This is a genomic window from Dolichospermum sp. LEGE 00246, from assembly GCF_015207865.1.
Classification (GTDB): Bacteria; Cyanobacteriota; Cyanobacteriia; order Cyanobacteriales; family Nostocaceae; genus Dolichospermum; species Dolichospermum heterosporum.
Genome location: NZ_JADEWA010000006.1, coordinates 18,038 through 33,276, shown reverse-complemented (window position 1 = coordinate 33,276; position 15,239 = coordinate 18,038). Strand labels below are relative to the sequence as shown.

24 protein-coding genes are annotated in these 15,239 nt (G+C 42.9%); 22 read left to right on the top strand and 2 right to left on the bottom strand.

Annotation, left to right across the window (positions count from 1 at the left end; genetic code table 11):
• Positions 1-35: 35 nt before the first annotated feature.
• Positions 36-470: a DUF29 domain-containing protein gene (locus tag IQ228_RS00960; protein ID WP_193961966.1), complete on the top strand. Its 435-nt coding sequence runs from the start codon at positions 36-38 to the stop codon at positions 468-470.
• 43 nt (positions 471-513) lie between these two features.
• Here the strand turns inward: IQ228_RS00960 and IQ228_RS00955 are convergent, their stop codons facing one another.
• Positions 514-1,596 carry an ATP-binding protein gene (locus IQ228_RS00955; protein WP_193961965.1) on the bottom strand — a complete coding sequence of 361 codons (1,083 nt, stop codon included), beginning with the start codon at positions 1,594-1,596 and terminating at the stop codon, positions 514-516.
• A 196-nt stretch (positions 1,597-1,792) separates the two neighbouring features.
• Here IQ228_RS00955 and IQ228_RS00950 point away from each other — a divergent pair, with 196 nt between their 5' ends.
• Positions 1,793-2,452: a Uma2 family endonuclease gene (locus tag IQ228_RS00950; protein ID WP_051424280.1), complete on the top strand. Its 660-nt coding sequence runs from the start codon at positions 1,793-1,795 to the stop codon at positions 2,450-2,452.
• Positions 2,453-2,504: 52 nt separating this feature from the next.
• On the opposite strand, the gene IQ228_RS00945 is transcribed toward IQ228_RS00950, so the two are convergent.
• Positions 2,505-2,981, bottom strand: coding sequence for an NAD(P)H-quinone oxidoreductase subunit N (locus IQ228_RS00945; protein WP_027402108.1), 477 nt, complete (start codon positions 2,979-2,981; stop codon positions 2,505-2,507).
• Positions 2,982-3,852: 871 nt separating this feature from the next.
• Between IQ228_RS00945 and rplC the strand changes: the two genes are divergently transcribed.
• From rplC to IQ228_RS00845, 20 genes are all read left to right on the top strand, one after another.
• Positions 3,853-4,491 (top strand): 50S ribosomal protein L3, encoded by a 639-nt coding sequence (rplC, locus tag IQ228_RS00940; protein ID WP_027402107.1) that lies wholly within the window; start codon positions 3,853-3,855, stop codon positions 4,489-4,491.
• A gap of 88 nt (positions 4,492-4,579) precedes the next feature.
• Positions 4,580-5,212, top strand: coding sequence for a 50S ribosomal protein L4 (rplD, locus tag IQ228_RS00935; RefSeq protein ID WP_027402106.1), 633 nt, complete (start codon positions 4,580-4,582; stop codon positions 5,210-5,212).
• Entirely contained in the window at positions 5,205-5,522 is a 318-nt protein-coding gene (locus IQ228_RS00930; protein ID WP_027402105.1) for a 50S ribosomal protein L23, read from the top strand. The genes rplD and IQ228_RS00930 overlap by 8 nt, the downstream gene beginning before the upstream one ends.
• A 136-nt stretch (positions 5,523-5,658) precedes the next feature.
• Positions 5,659-6,522, top strand: a complete 864-nt coding sequence (gene rplB, locus IQ228_RS00925) for a 50S ribosomal protein L2 (RefSeq protein WP_027402104.1) — start codon at positions 5,659-5,661, stop codon at positions 6,520-6,522.
• A gap of 146 nt (positions 6,523-6,668) precedes the next feature.
• Positions 6,669-6,947, top strand: coding sequence for a 30S ribosomal protein S19 (gene rpsS, locus IQ228_RS00920; protein WP_027402103.1), 279 nt, complete (start codon positions 6,669-6,671; stop codon positions 6,945-6,947).
• A 91-nt stretch (positions 6,948-7,038) separates the two neighbouring features.
• Positions 7,039-7,398, top strand: a complete 360-nt coding sequence (rplV, locus tag IQ228_RS00915) for a 50S ribosomal protein L22 (RefSeq protein WP_027402102.1) — start codon at positions 7,039-7,041, stop codon at positions 7,396-7,398.
• Between the two features lie 57 nt (positions 7,399-7,455).
• Positions 7,456-8,241, top strand: a complete 786-nt coding sequence (gene rpsC / locus IQ228_RS00910; RefSeq protein ID WP_027402101.1) for a 30S ribosomal protein S3 — start codon at positions 7,456-7,458, stop codon at positions 8,239-8,241.
• Between the two features lie 74 nt (positions 8,242-8,315).
• Positions 8,316-8,741 carry a 50S ribosomal protein L16 gene (rplP, locus tag IQ228_RS00905; protein WP_027402100.1) on the top strand — a complete coding sequence of 142 codons (426 nt, stop codon included), beginning with the start codon at positions 8,316-8,318 and terminating at the stop codon, positions 8,739-8,741.
• Positions 8,742-8,744: 3 nt separating this feature from the next.
• Positions 8,745-8,972 carry a 50S ribosomal protein L29 gene (gene rpmC / locus IQ228_RS00900; RefSeq protein WP_027402099.1) on the top strand — a complete coding sequence of 76 codons (228 nt, stop codon included), beginning with the start codon at positions 8,745-8,747 and terminating at the stop codon, positions 8,970-8,972.
• Between the two features lie 6 nt (positions 8,973-8,978).
• The gene (gene rpsQ, locus IQ228_RS00895) at positions 8,979-9,227 is read left to right on the top strand and encodes a 30S ribosomal protein S17 (protein WP_027402098.1); all 249 of its coding nucleotides are present in this window, start codon (positions 8,979-8,981) and stop codon (positions 9,225-9,227) included.
• Positions 9,228-9,273: 46 nt separating this feature from the next.
• The gene (gene rplN / locus IQ228_RS00890) at positions 9,274-9,642 is read left to right on the top strand and encodes a 50S ribosomal protein L14 (protein ID WP_027402097.1); all 369 of its coding nucleotides are present in this window, start codon (positions 9,274-9,276) and stop codon (positions 9,640-9,642) included.
• Positions 9,642-9,992: a 50S ribosomal protein L24 gene (rplX, locus tag IQ228_RS00885; RefSeq protein WP_027402096.1), complete on the top strand. Its 351-nt coding sequence runs from the start codon at positions 9,642-9,644 to the stop codon at positions 9,990-9,992. Before rplN ends, rplX begins: the two co-directional genes overlap by 1 nt.
• A 114-nt stretch (positions 9,993-10,106) precedes the next feature.
• A complete protein-coding gene (gene rplE, locus IQ228_RS00880; protein ID WP_027402095.1) occupies positions 10,107-10,655 on the top strand; it encodes a 50S ribosomal protein L5 in 549 nt (182 codons plus the stop codon).
• A gap of 20 nt (positions 10,656-10,675) precedes the next feature.
• On the top strand, positions 10,676-11,077 hold the full coding sequence (gene rpsH, locus IQ228_RS00875) for a 30S ribosomal protein S8 (RefSeq protein WP_027402094.1): 402 nt from the start codon (positions 10,676-10,678) through the stop codon (positions 11,075-11,077).
• 87 nt (positions 11,078-11,164) lie between these two features.
• Positions 11,165-11,713 carry a 50S ribosomal protein L6 gene (gene rplF, locus IQ228_RS00870; RefSeq protein WP_027402093.1) on the top strand — a complete coding sequence of 183 codons (549 nt, stop codon included), beginning with the start codon at positions 11,165-11,167 and terminating at the stop codon, positions 11,711-11,713.
• A 2-nt stretch (positions 11,714-11,715) separates the two neighbouring features.
• Entirely contained in the window at positions 11,716-12,078 is a 363-nt protein-coding gene (gene rplR / locus IQ228_RS00865) for a 50S ribosomal protein L18 (protein WP_027402092.1), read from the top strand.
• A gap of 69 nt (positions 12,079-12,147) precedes the next feature.
• Positions 12,148-12,672, top strand: coding sequence for a 30S ribosomal protein S5 (rpsE, locus tag IQ228_RS00860; RefSeq protein WP_027402091.1), 525 nt, complete (start codon positions 12,148-12,150; stop codon positions 12,670-12,672).
• Positions 12,673-12,736: 64 nt separating this feature from the next.
• Complete coding sequence (rplO, locus tag IQ228_RS00855; protein WP_027402090.1) at positions 12,737-13,180, top strand: 50S ribosomal protein L15; 444 nt, start codon at positions 12,737-12,739, stop codon at positions 13,178-13,180.
• 130 nt (positions 13,181-13,310) lie between these two features.
• Positions 13,311-14,624 carry a preprotein translocase subunit SecY gene (gene secY, locus IQ228_RS00850; RefSeq protein WP_027402089.1) on the top strand — a complete coding sequence of 438 codons (1,314 nt, stop codon included), beginning with the start codon at positions 13,311-13,313 and terminating at the stop codon, positions 14,622-14,624.
• Positions 14,624-15,178, top strand: coding sequence for an adenylate kinase (locus IQ228_RS00845; protein ID WP_027402088.1), 555 nt, complete (start codon positions 14,624-14,626; stop codon positions 15,176-15,178). The genes secY and IQ228_RS00845 overlap by 1 nt, the downstream gene beginning before the upstream one ends.
• Positions 15,179-15,239 lie beyond the last annotated feature (61 nt).

The window sequence follows — 15,239 nt, the reverse complement described above, 5'->3', positions numbered from 1 at the left end:
ATTAAATAATATATAGTAGTTTACAGGTAAAAACCATGAATACACTGTACAATTCTGATTTTTATGGATGGACAAAAACACAAGCACAACTACTCAGAGAAGAAAAATGGGAAACACTCGATAAACTCAACTTAATTGAAGAGATAGAAACATTGGGAAGACAAGAAAGAAGAGAATTAACCAACCTTTTAGCCTTGTTATTAGGACACTTACTAAAATGGCAATATCAACCAGAAAAACGTAGTAATAGTTGGTTAGCAACAATTCGAGAACAACGGACTCAAATCAACCGAATATTAGCAGATAGTCCCAGCTTAAAATCCTATTTAGAAGAAGCCTTTTCATTAGGTTATCAAGACGGAATTAACTTAGCAGTCAAAGAAACAAACCTCCCCTATGAAACCTTTCCAGAAAATTGTCATTATGCAATCACACAAATATTAGAACCTGAATTTTTACCAGAATCATAACCTTCTTCCTTTGCGTCTTTGCGCCTTTGCGTGAGAAACAAAATTAACCTAACCGTTCCCGCAACCACAAAGCCAACAAAGGCATAGCTAACCGATAACCATGTTCAGCATCATAAATTAAACCCTTATGCTGCAAACCAGTCAAAGCACCTTGCAGACTCCCACCCCGTGAAAGTCCATGCTTTTGAATATACTCCTTACTCTGAGGTTTATCAGTAGGATCAATAGCCAAAGATTCTAATAAATGTACCTGATTTGCCGGTAACAACATCAGCAAAGATTCATAAGTCATAGATAAATCTTTCAATAATCCGGCTATAGCCTTTTGCACATCTTCCTCCCGAATTAATCCATCTGCACAACGCGACCCAGACAACCGCCGAATAATCGCCATCCCGTCTCCAATATGTCCCTGTACTGCCTCTAAAAATAGCTGTAAAGCCTGACTATGACAATCAAAAGTAAAACCCTTTGTATGTAAAATTTCCCTCGCCCACAAGGCTACAACGTCCTTAGCTAAAGGCGCTAATTGAATAGTTTCTATCGGATAATTAGTATCATCTGGCTGTTGGCTAGATTCAGCAATCGTGGCTATTAATACATAACTAACATGAGGATAAGCCTTAACTTCTTTTCTAAATGTAGTTTCCCATAAACCATGACGATCCCAAGAACGAATATGGGGAAAACTTTGTAAAATCAGTAATATTCTTTGATTTAAATCAACCGCCATTATTTCCAATAAGTCTAACAAATTGGCGAATGCTTGCCATAGTTGTTCTTGTTCCAAAGAACGAATCACTTTTAGTTGAGTTTCCGAATTAAAAGTAAAAAATGCCGAAGTATTTTCATTTAACCAATTTTGAATTTTTTCCGCTTCCCAGTTTTGACTAATCGCTTCCGCTAGTAATTGCACAAATCTCTCCGCTTCCGTAGCGCGAATACAGTCTATTTCCAAGATAACTGTATTCACCTCCTGTGCTGCACCTCTCACTAAAGTGCGTCTCCCACTACCAGGAACTCCAGTAATTAACAAATCACCATCTTTTGCCAGGATTTCAATAATCCGCTGAAACTCTACAGAACGCCCAATTAATTGTAAGGGAGTAGACAAATTTAAATTCACTCAGTTCTCGCTTTTGCGTAATATATTATAATAACTATAGGAATAATATTTGATTTATGAAAAGATACGTAGGGTGCGTCAGACCGCATAAATTCTATCAATAAACAGATTTTTAATATCTGACGCACCCTACAATACCTAATTTTTTTCAAAAATCAAATATGAGTTCTATATTAAGCTAAATTTAAAGGCAACTATGGTTAGTACAATCACTAAACCAAACAATATTACTCCAGAAACTACCCCAGCAGAACAGCGAGTAGTTTTCCACAATATCAGTTGGCAAAATTATCAGCAAATTTTAGCAGCATTAGGGCAAAGTCGTTCTTCTCGACTTATCTATGATCAAGGGACATTAGAAATTACCATGCCATTAGAAGAACATGAAAGTGCTACCAGATTAATTGAACTATTCATCCGCATTTTGGTAGTGGAAATGGGTTTGAAAATTAAAACAATGGGTTCAACTACCTTAAATCGTGATGATTTACAAAGAAGTGCTGAACCGGATAATTGTTATTACATTCAAAATCAACCTCAAGTAGTTGGAAAAAAAGTTGATTTAAACGAAGATCCACCACCCGACTTAATTGTGGAAGTAGATATTACTCATACTGACATCAATAAACTCCAGTTTTATGCCAGCATGGGTGTACCCGAATTTTGGCGTTATAACGGTGAAACATTGCAAATTTATCAACTTCAAAATCATCAATATGTTGAAGGAGAAAAAAGTCCCACATTTTCTATAATCACCAAAGAAAAACTTTATCAATTTTTGCAAGATTGCCAAATAGATGAAGTCCAAGCTGAAAAATCTTTCCGTACTTGGGTACAACAGGAAATACAGAATTAAGATATCCCCAAACAAACTGTAGGGGCGGGGGTTTCCCACCCTTACAATTCTTCTAACTAGCTAATAGTGTCTTTTCCAAAGGAGTCCAGCGGAAAGTGCGATCGCCACCTCTCTCAATTACCACTTTAACCCTTGGTTCTAACTTAGGCAAATTCATCAAATACTCAACTTCCTGATCAGAAAGAATATATCCCTCAATAATCCACAACACCAACCCCTTAGACTTAGGAGGTAATTGTGCCAAATGGGAACTGATCATTGGTGGTAAATAATATACATCACCCACAGCCGCACCACTACTATTGCTTCTTTTGCCTAAATGTGGTGGTCTGACACCATGAACTTGCGTCAGATATGCAGCCACATCACCCAGTCCTCTTGCAGTAATGTGGAGGCTAACATAGCCAGCCGCCCGTAATCGGCGCAGATACCGACCTTCATAGCCCCCTTCCAGAGGAACATAAACACCCAACGCCCCAAATTTCTCCAAATTGCGGATGAAACCGTTGCCAGTGGTAATTAGTGCCATATATTTTCTTCCTATCCCACTTAGATATCTCTATTATTCACTCTCTAGTGGTAGATTAAGTTAAATGAACCTGCATATTTTCAACAATTTTGAAAATTCACAGCCGGAACATGGGTGATTTTCCCTACCCACATCTCAGCATCCCATAACAGAGCAAAAAAATACTAGACAAAAATTAACGAATAGTTTATATTATTAGATTGTGACCGAATAGTGTAATTAGATAGCCATCTTTCTTATTTAGACTTCCTAGTTAGTCCTAGCATCTGAGTTTCTAGTTAGTTTCCCCAAAAGAATAAAACTGGCTCACTTCATAAGAGACTGCTAAACTAAAAAAGCTTTCAGGTCAAATAAAGAGCCAAAGTCATATTTAAGCTCCCACACCAAATCACTCCCGTAAATCCTAAAAAAATTAGGCAAAACCTTAAACAATAGTTTAGGGCATGAAAATAAGTAGTTCCTTAGCAATAATGTTGGTTTCATGGCATGATGTTAAGACTAAGGAAAAGGATACTGAGGGTCAATAACCACTTAAGTCCTGCTACAACGGTAGAGTGCCAAAGCAACTGCTTGGACGAAAGCATTGCTGCACACAGCGCAAAGCCATCAAGCCTCGCATTGAATTCCAGAAGTAATCCCTTCTCAATAGAGTAGGCAGTTATTCCTGTTATTGTGATTGAGTAAGTGAAAATAAACAAATTCACTAAAACAAAAGGGACAAAAACTGTTGCGTCGCCAAGAATTTGCACTGTCTAACGCCAGTCCAAATTTTAGAGGTAAAGTTTAAACTCAAGCGACAGTAGCAAAACCAGTCCCCATTCGACTTCCAGGTTTAGCCCAAAAAAATAAAACGAAAGGAGAACCAGTAACTGTGTCTGTAGGTATTCTCGGCACCAAACTGGGCATGACCCAAATCTTTGATGAAGCAGGAGTCTCTATTCCTGTTACCGTCGTCAAAGCCGGTCCATGCACCGTTACGCAAGTTAAAACGAAACAGACCGACGGTTACTCTGCCATTCAAGTTGGTTATGGCGAAGTCAAACCCAAGGCACTGAACAAACCACTGTTGGGACATTTGGCTAAATCATCCGCTCCAGCAGTCCGTCATCTGAATGAATATCGCACCGATAGCGCTGGTGATTATGCTTTAGGTCAAGAAATTAAAGCAGATATTTTTAGTGCAGGTGAAATTGTAGATGTAGTTGGTACGAGTATTGGTCGCGGTTTTGCCGGCAACCAAAAGCGGAACAACTTTGGTCGCGGTCCCATGTCACACGGTTCCAAAAACCATAGAGCGCCAGGTTCTATCGGTGCTGGTACAACCCCAGGTCGTGTTTATCCTGGTAAAAGGATGGCAGGACGTTTAGGCGGTACTCGTGTCACAATTCGCAAATTGACAGTAGTACGAGTAGATGCAGAACGCAACTTAATCCTGATTAAAGGAGCTATTCCTGGCAAACCAGGAGCCTTAGTCAGCGTCGTTCCTGCAACTATAGTTGGTAAAAAATAGTCATTTAGTCATTGCTTAGTAGTCATTGGTTAGTGACAAAAAAAGACAACCGGCAACTGACAAAAGACAACTGACAAAGGACACAAAGATGGTAGAGAGTGTAATTAAAAATTGGCAAGGAGAGCAAGTTGGAGAGACAAACTTCGACTTACGAGTTGCCAAAGAAACAACAGCGGCGCATATCGTACACCGCGCCCTAGTCAGACAAATGACCAATTCTCGCCAGGGAACTGCCAGCACCAAGACTCGTGCAGAAGTTCGCGGTGGTGGTCGTAAACCTTGGCGGCAAAAAGGCACAGGTCGCGCCCGGGCTGGTTCTATCCGTTCACCATTGTGGCGTGGAGGCGGTGTGATCTTTGGACCAAAACCCAGAGACTTCGACCTAAAAATGAACCGCAAAGAACGCCGATTGGCATTGCGGACAGCCTTTATTAGTCGTGCTGAAGATTTAATTGTTGTTGAAGAATTTAGCAACGAATTACAGCGTCCTAAAACCAAGGATCTCGTAGCAGCATTAGCTAGATGGGGCGCTGCACCAGAACAAAAAGCACTATTGATTTTGTCTGAAATTGCAGAAAACGTGCTTTTATCAGCTCGCAATATCGAAAACTTAAAACTGATTCCTGCCGACCAGTTAAACGTTTACGATTTGCTCCATGCTGACAAAATTATCGTCACATCATCAACCCTAGAGAAGATCCAGGAGGTCTACAGTGCCTAAAGTAGTTGCCACCCGTGATCTACCGGATTTAGTGCGTCGCCCCATTCTCACCGAAAAAGCGACCATGCTCATGGAACAAAACAAATACACATTTGAAGTAATTCCTAAAGCCACCAAACCACAAATTAGAGCCGCAATTGAAGACCTATTTGCAGTTAAGGTCGTCAAAATCAATACCGCTAACCCACCCCGCAAACAAAAACGGGTAGGTAGATTTATTGGATACAAACCCCAATACAAGCGAGCTATTGTTACTGTTGCTCCTGGGGACGAAGAAAAAATCAGAAAAGTTCTCTTCCCAGAAGTCTAAAAATTTTAGATTTTAAATTTTAGATTTTAGATTGGGCTAATAAATCAAGAAAATGCCAAACAACAATTAAAAATCGGAAATTGAAATCAAAAAATCCTGACTCCAAAATCAAAAATCAAAACTCCAAAACTGAACTATGGGTACTCGTTCTTATCGCCCTTATACCCCCAGTACTCGCCAAGTAATCATCTCTGACTTTGCCGAAATTACGAAAACTGAACCAGAAAAATCATTAACTGAATCAGTTCATCGTCCCAAAGGTCGGAACAATCAAGGGCGGATAACCAGCCGTCGTCGGGGTGGCGGACACAAACAACTTTACCGCATTATTGACTTCAAACGAGATAAGCGGAATATCCCGGCTACAGTTACAGCCATTGAATACGATCCTAACCGGAATGCGCGGATCGCTTTGTTGTTGTATGAAGATGGCGAAAAACGTTACATCTTGCAACCAAATGGCATGACCGTAGGCACAAAGATCATTGCTGGCCCTGAGTCACCCATCGAAGATGGTAATGCCTTACCTTTATCGAATATTCCCTTGGGTACTGGTGTTCACAACGTCGAAATGACCCCAGGTAAAGGTGGTCAAATTGTCCGTGCTGCCGGTGCAGTAGCACAAGTTGTTGCTAAAGAAGGCAACTATGTGACATTGAAGTTACCTTCAGGTGAAGTCCGGTTGATTCGGCGTGATTGCTACGCCACCATTGGACAAGTCGGTAATACAGACGCAAGAAACCTCAGTGCTGGTAAAGCTGGACGAAATCGCTGGAAAGGCCGTCGTCCCAAGGTTAGAGGTAGTGCCATGAACCCAGTGGATCACCCACATGGTGGTGGTGAAGGTAGAGCGCCTATCGGTAGATCCGGTCCTGTAACACCTTGGGGTAAACCCACTTTAGGGGCGAAGACACGTAAGCGCAAAAAAGCCAGCACTAAGTTGATTATCCGTCGTCGCCGCAAATCATCTAAACGTGGTCGTGGTGGCCGTCAGTCTTAGAATTTTAGATTTTAAATTTTGGATTTTAGATTGAGTCTATTTTTAAGTGTTCAAAGTTTTTGAAGCCTAATATTAAGACAGCTTAATTATCCAAAATCCAAAATTAAGAAATTCAAAATCCAAAATCCAAAATCCAAAATTGAACTATGGGTCGTTCTTTAAAAAAAGGTCCTTTTGTTGCTGACCATCTGCTCAAGAAAATTGAGAAGTTAAACGCAAAAGATGAAAAACAAGTGGTTAAAACTTGGTCGAGAGCTTCGACCATTTTGCCCTTGATGGTAGGTCATACTATCGCTGTTCATAATGGACGGCAGCACGTTCCTGTATTTGTCAATGAACAAATGGTAGGACATAAGTTAGGAGAATTTGCTCCTACCCGTACCTACAGAGGTCATGGCAAAAGTGACAAAAAATCAGGGAGATAGTCATTAGTCAGTAGTCAGTGGTCATTTAGTCCTCTTGCAACTGACAACCGCTGACAATAGACAACTGACAAACATAGAGTAAGTTATGAAAATGGCAACTGACACTACTGAAGTTAAGGCGATCGCCCGTTATATACGCATTTCTCCCTATAAAGTGCGCCGTGTACTTGACCAAATTCGCGGGCGTTCATACAGAGAAGCACTAATCATTCTCGAATTCATGCCCTATGGTGCTTGTGACCCTATCTTAAAGGTTCTCAGAAGTGCCGCAGCTAACGCAGAGCATAATGCTGGTTTGGACAGAGCCAGTTTGGTGATTAGTCAAGCCTATGCTGACCAAGGACCAGTGCTAAAACGGTTTCAACCCAGAGCGCAAGGTCGAGCTTACCAAATTCGCAAACCAACGTGCCATATCACTGTTGCTGTTTCCGCTGGCGCTACTGCTGAGTAAACAGCCAGACAGGCACAAAAAAATTGCGTACAGTAAGAAATTTTAGAGGAAGCTTTTGTGGGACAGAAAATTCATCCAGTCGGGTTTCGACTGGGTATAACTCAAGAACACCAATCCCGTTGGTTTGCAGAACCTGACCGTTATCCAGAACTTCTACAGGAAGACTACAAACTCCGTCAATACATTGAACAAAAACTAGGTAGATACGCTCAAAATAACGCCGGTATTTCCGAAGTGAGAATCGAGCGTAAAGCGGATCAAATTGACCTAGAAGTTCGTACAGCTAGACCAGGTGTGGTTGTAGGTCGGGGTGGTCAAGGTATTGAATCATTGCGTCTTGGACTACAAGGAGCTTTGGGTGGTAATCGCCAAATTCGCATTAACGTTGTTGAAGTCCAACGAGTTGATGCTGATGCTTACCTGATTGCCGAATACATTGCTCAACAATTAGAACGTCGGGTTTCCTTCCGCCGAGTAGTGCGTCAAGCAATTCAACGCGCTCAAAGAGCAGGTGTACAAGGAATCAAAGTTCAAGTCGGTGGTCGGCTCAACGGTGCAGAAATTGCCCGCTCTGAGTGGACTCGTGAAGGTCGAGTTCCTCTCCACACCTTACGCGCTGACATTGACTATTCTGGCTGCACAGCTAAGACAATTTACGGGATTCTCGGCATTAAAGTTTGGGTATTTAAAGGAGAAATTATTCCTGGTCAGGAACAAGCTCCCGCCCAACCCGCCAGAGAACGTGACCGTGACCGTGGCGATCGTGACCGTGACCGCGAACCCCGTCGCCGACAACAACAACGTCGTCGTCAACAGTTTGAAGACCGCTCCAATGAATCCTAGTCAATGCTCAATAGTCAGTGGCAAAAAAACTGACAACTGACAACTGACAACTGACAACCGACAACTGACAAATCATGTTAAGTCCTAGAAGAACTAAATTCCGCAAACAACAACGCGGACGCATGGAAGGTCTTGCCAGCCGAGGCAGTACCCTCAACTTTGGGGATTTTGGACTCCAAGCCCAAGAACCATCTTGGATTACCTCACGGCAAATCGAGGCTTCCCGTCGGGCAATGACTCGGTATATTCGCCGGGGTGGCAAAATCTGGATTCGGATTTTCCCTGACAAACCAATCACCATGCGTCCTGCTGAAACCCGGATGGGTTCTGGTAAAGGTAACCCAGAATTTTGGGTAGCCGTAGTCAAGCCAGGCCGGATCATGTTTGAAATTGGCGGCGTTACTGAAGAAATTGCCCGCGAAGCTATGCGATTGGCTGACGCTAAGTTACCAATTAAGACCAAATTTATTGTGCGCTCTCAACCACAGGAGCAGGAGTAGGTTATGCCTCTTCCCAAGATTGCGGAAGCTAGAGAATTAAATGACGAAAGACTGGCCGAGGAAATTGTCGCCGTTAAGAGACAATTGTTCCAGTTGCGCTTGCAAAAAGCCACAAGACAACTAGAAAAGCCTCACCAGTTCAAACACGCACGCCATCGTCTCTCCCAATTGCTGACAGTAGAAGGAGAACGGAAACGGGCAGCAAGTCTTTCAGACCAAGAGCAAAAGTAGGAAATTATGGCAGTCAAAGAACGAGTTGGCTTGGTAGTGAGCGATAAAATGCAAAAAACTGTGGTAGTAGCCATAGAAAACCGCGCTCCTCACCCCAAGTACGGCAAAATCGTAGTTCAAACCCGCCGCTATAAAGTTCACGACGAAGAAAATACCTGTAAAACAGGCGATCGCGTGCGGATTCAAGAAACCAGACCTCTGAGCAAAACCAAGCGTTGGCAAGTTGCAGAAATTCTGAACACCAAAGCTACATAGTAAACAGTTGTATTAACTTACAACGACCCCAAAAGAGAGACCAGTTGTGATTCAACCCCAATCTTATCTGAATGTCGCAGATAATAGCGGTGCTAAAAAACTAATGTGCATCCGCGTATTAGGTGCAGGTAACCGCCGTTATGGTGGCGTAGGCGATAGAATTATCGCTGTTGTCAAAGAGTCTTCACCCAACATGGCTGTCAAAAAGTCTGATGTTGTAGAAGCAGTAATCGTCCGAACACGTAAAGCAATAAGTCGTGATAGCGGTATGTGCATCCGTTTTGACGATAATGCCGCAGTGATTATCAACAAAGAAGGTAATCCCAGAGGTACACGGGTATTTGGACCCGTAGCTCGAGAACTGCGCGATAAAAACTTTACTAAAATTGTTTCTCTGGCTCCGGAGGTGCTGTAATGGCAAAGCGCCCACAACCCAAAGTTTTTCATAAAATGCACGTCAAAACTGGTGATACTGTGCAAGTCATCGCTGGCAAAGATAAAGGTAAAGTTGGTGAAGTGATTAAAGCACTACCACAACTGAGCAAAGTTCTTGTCAAAGGTGTCAACATTAAAACCAAGCACGTGAAACCCCAGCAGGAAGGCGAATCAGGGCAAATAGTCACCCAGGAGTACCCCATTCATAGCTCCAATGTGATGCTCTATTCCACCAAGCAAAACGTTGCTAGTCGTGTCTGCTACACTTTCACCGCCGAAGGCAAGAAAGTGAGAATGCTCAAAAAAACAGGTGAGATTTTAGATAAATAAGCTGGTGAATTAGGATGAGATTTTAGCTTTTTAACTCAAAATCTCAAATCCAAAATCCAAAATCCAAAATCTAAAATTCCCTGACCAAGACCAGGGGATAACAGGACAAACACTATGGCCATAACACGACTTAAAACCGTATATCAAGAGACAATTACTCCCAAATTAATTAATCAGTTTCAATACACCAACGTGCATCAAGTGCCGAAGGTGATTAAAGTAACTATCAACAGAGGTTTGGGAGAAGCTGCTCAAAACGCTAAATCACTAGAGGCATCCATCAGCGAAATAGCCCTGATTACTGGACAAAAACCTGTGGTAACACGGGCAAAGAAAGCGATCGCCGGCTTTAAAATTCGTCAAGGTATGCCCGTCGGGATTATGGTGACACTAAGAGGCGAACGGATGTACGCTTTTTTAGATCGTCTGATTAACCTGACACTACCCAGAATCAGAGACTTTCGCGGTGTCAGCCCCAAAAGCTTTGACGGCCGTGGCAACTACACTCTGGGTGTGCGCGAACAGCTAATTTTTCCAGAAGTGGAATATGACAGAATCGATCAAGTCCGGGGTTTAGATATTTCTATCATCACCACGGCAAAAACCGACGAAGAGGGCCGCGCCTTACTTAAGGAAATGGGAATGCCCTTTCGCGATCAATAAGTTCATCTAAAGAGGGAACGATGGCGGCTAACGACACAATTGCAGATATGCTGACGCGCATCCGCAATGCCAATATGGCAAGGCATCAAACTACGCAAGTACCAGCTACAAAGATGACTCGTAGTATTGCCAAGGTACTGCGAGAAGAAGGCTTCATTGCGGAAGTTGAAGAAGCAGGAGAAGGAATTAAGCGGAACCTAGTTATTTCCCTGAAATACAAAGGTAAAAATCGCCAACCCCTAATCACTGCCCTAAAACGAGTGAGTAAACCAGGTTTGCGTGTTTACTCCAATAGAAAAGAACTACCAAGAGTGCTAGGCGGTATCGGTATTGCCATTATTTCTACATCCAGTGGGATTATGACTGACCGCGAAGCACGCCGCCAAAATCTAGGCGGTGAAGTGCTTTGCCACGTTTGGTAGTCGTCATTGGTCATTGGTCATTGGTCAGTGGCAAAACAACCAACAACTGACAACTGACAAAAAACAACTGACAAAGAACAAAAAATCATGTCTCGTATTGGTAAACGTCCAATTACCATTCCCGCCAAAGTGCAAGTGGCGATTGATGGTGTCAAAGTAGTGGTGAAAGGTCCCAAAGGTGAACTTTCCCGTCAACTACCTAACAATGTCATACTCTCCTTAGATGGAGAAACATTGCTAGTTACTCGTCGTGATGAAACCCGCACCTCCAGACAAATGCACGGTCTGAGCCGCACCTTAGTGGCCAATATGGTGGAGGGAGTATCCCAGGGTTTTCAACGTCGCTTGGAAATTCAAGGGGTTGGTTATCGCGCCCAACTTGAAGGCCGTAACCTAGTTTTAAATATGGGTTATAGCCATAAAGTGCAAATTGAACCACCAGAAGGAATTCAATTTGCAGTAGAAGGTACTACTAATGTCATAGTCAGCGGTTATGACAAAGAAATTGTAGGAAATACAGCAGCTAAAATTCGTGCAGTCCGTCCCCCTGAACCTTACAAAGGTAAAGGTATTCGCTATGCAGGTGAAGTGGTCAGACGCAAAGCTGGTAAGACTGGTAAGGGTGGTAAGAAGTAAACATGAAACTTACACGCAAAGAATCAAAACAACGTCGTCATCGGCGCGTTCGGGGCAAAGTCAAAGGTTCTCCAGAACGTCCACGTTTGGCTATATTTCGATCCAATGAGCATATTTATGCTCAGGTAATTGATGATACCAAGCAAGAAACTATAGTTGCCGCATCAACCGTAGAACCAGAATTGAAATCTAACGTAGTTTCTGGTGCTAACTGTGACGCATCAGTGCAAGTTGGTAAATTGGTAGCTGTACGCGCCCTAGAAAAAGGCATCACTAAAGTCGTTTTTGACCGTGGTGGCAACCTTTATCACGGTCGCATTAAAGCACTGGCTGAGGCGGCACGCGAAGCTGGTCTAGATTTCTAAGTCCGTCAGTAGTCAGTAGCAACTGACAACTGACAACTGACAACTGACAACTAAAAGAGAGCATTGATTATGGTAACCGGTCGTCGTAAAGCAAGCCGTACAAAAAAAGAAGAAACCACCTGGCAAGAGCGAGTTATCCAAATCCGCCGGGTGAGTAAAGTCGTCAAAGGTGGTAAAAAACTCAGCTTCCGTGCCATTGTCGTCGTCGGTAATGAACGAGGACAAGTGGGAGTCGGAGTTGGTAAGGCATCAGATGTAATTGGTGCAGTCAAAAAAGGTGTCGCTGATGGTAAAAAACATCTAATTGACATCCCTATCACTAAATCCAATTCCATTCCTCACCCCATTGATGGTATCGGTGGCGGAGCTAAAGTCATGATGCGCCCCGCCGCACCAGGTACAGGGGTAATTGCCGGGGGTGCTGTACGGACTGTACTAGAGTTAGCAGGAATACGTAATATCCTTGCTAAACAACTAGGTTCAAATAACCCTTTGAACAACGCCAGAGCCGCAGTTAATGCTCTATCTACCCTGCGGACATTAAGTGAAGTTGCTGAAGATCGCGGTATCGCCATTGAGAAACTCTATATTTAGTCACCCTTTGTATCAGATTCTCAATCTAAAATCCAAAATCTAAAATCTAAAATCCCAAATCAAAATGAGACTTAATGATGTTAAGCCCCAAAAAGGCTCTAAAAAACGCCGTAAGCGTGTAGGTAGAGGTATTTCTGCTGGACAAGGTGCTAGTGCTGGTCTAGGGATGCGGGGTCAAAAATCCCGTTCCGGTAGTGGCACAAGACCAGGTTTTGAAGGTGGTCAACAGCCATTGTACCGCCGGATACCTAAACTCAAGGGCTTCCCTCTGATTAACCGGAGAATTTACACTACGATTAATGTAGAGAAATTAGCTAACTTGCCTGCTAACTCAGAAGTAACATTGGAATCCTTAAAAGCGGCGGGTATCTTAACCACTGTTAAAGGTGAATTGAAAATTTTGGGTAATGGGGAATTGAATGTTCCTCTTCAGGTAAAAGCCGCTGCTTTCACAGGTCAAGCTCGGATTAAAATTGAAGCCGCCGGTGGGAGTTGTGAAACTGTATAAAAGATGAGGGGTAAGGACTGCCCATAACCTCGTGATTGGGGGGAAGAGGTTATTGTTTACAAGATACCTTAATCATCTTCATCATCATGAATCACGTAAATCATAGTTAGGACTTCAAAGGTAAAACTCTATGATCAGTCGAGACAAAGCCCCAACGGCTCAAGAAACTTTTATGCAGATGGCGCAAGCAGCCGGACTGAGAGGTAGGCTGCTTGTAACTGTCGGTATTTTAATTTTGGTTCGCTTGGGGATATTTTTGCCTGTTCCAGGAATTGATAGACCTAAGTTTGCTGAGGCTATATCGGGCAACAATTCCATCTTCGGTTTATTGGATATATTCTCTGGGCGGGGACTCTCTACTTTGGGTATCTTTGCTTTGGGGATTTTGCCCTTTATTAATGCCTCCATTATCATCCAATTGCTCACTGCGGCTCTGCCATCTTTAGAAAATCTCCAGAAAAATGAAGGGGAAGCAGGTCGGCGGAAAATATCACAAATTACCCGCTATGTGACAGTAGTTTGGGCAATTATTCAAAGTGTAGCTTTTTCGGCATTATTCCTCCAACAATTTGCTCTCAACCCAGGTCCAATATTTGTCGCAGAAACTGCGATCGCCCTAACTGCTGGTTCAATGTTCGTTATGTGGGCATCGGAACTGATTACTGAACGGGGGATTGGCAATGGGGCATCTTTGTTGATTTTTGTCAACATTGTGGCTTCTTTACCCAAATCGCTGGGCGATACCATTGACTTGGTGCAAGTTGGTGGACGGGAAATTGTCGGGCGTGTCATTGTCCTTGTACTAGTTTTTATGTTCACAATCGTCGGTATTGTGTTCGTACAGGAAGGAATGCGCCGCATCCCTATTATTTCTGCTCGTCGTCAAGTAGGCAGAAGAGTTTTAGCAGAACAGCGGAGTTATTTGCCCTTACGGCTTAATTCTGGCGGGGTAATGCCAATTATTTTCGCAGCCGCAATCCTGAGTTTGCCACTTTTAGTCGCAAATTTCACTAAAAATCCTGAATTAGCAAACATTGTTAATACCTATTTAAGTCCTGGTGGTTCTGCACCTTGGGTATATGCCCTCGTTTACTTAACTTCCATTGTTTTCTTCAGTTACTTCTATTCTTCGTTGATTCTCAACCCAGTAGACGTGGCTCAGAATTTGAAAAAAATGGGTTCTAGCATTCCCGGTATTCGTCCCGGAAAAGCTACTAGTGAGTATATCGAAAAGGTCACAAACCGACTGACTTTTTTAGGGGCTATCTTTTTAGGTTTAGTGGCAATTATTCCCACAGCCGTAGAAAGTGCCTTAAAAGTTCCCACATTTAAAGGTTTGGGTGCGACATCTTTGTTGATTTTAGTTGGTGTGGCAATTGATACGGCTAAACAAATCCAAACTTACGTTATCTCTCAGCGATATGAAGGAATGGTGAAACAATAGTGACGCGATTAATCTTCTTGGGACCACCGGGTGCTGGTAAAGGAACTCAAGCTCAAACCTTGGCTGCATTTTTGCAGATTCCCCATATTTCTACAGGTGACATTTTACGCCAAGCTATTCAAGACAAAACAAATTTGGGCATACAAGCCCAAAGTTTTATGGATAAAGGCGAATTAGTCCCCGACAAATTAGTAGAAGATATGGTTGAAGAACGCCTGAAACAACCAGATGCTAAAACAGGTTGGATTTTAGATGGCTTTCCTCGTAAAGTTACACAAGCAGAGTTTCTAGTAGCATTACTCACAAGTCTAGGACAGGGTGGTGAAAAAGTAGTCAATCTGGATGCACCAGATGAAACTGTTATTACCCGGTTACTAGGACGCGGACGAAAAGATGATACTGAAGAAGTAATTCGTCGGCGCTTGGAGGTTTACCGTGATGACACTGCACCCTTAATTAACTATTACAGCGATCGCCAAAAACTCCTCACAGTCAACGGTAATCAGTCCCAAGAAGAAGTTTTTACCGATTTGAAAAATATCATAGCTGCGTGAACTACTCCACCCTAAGACGGACGGAGCTTCCCAATTCATCGGGAATAGCCTCTTTGAACTT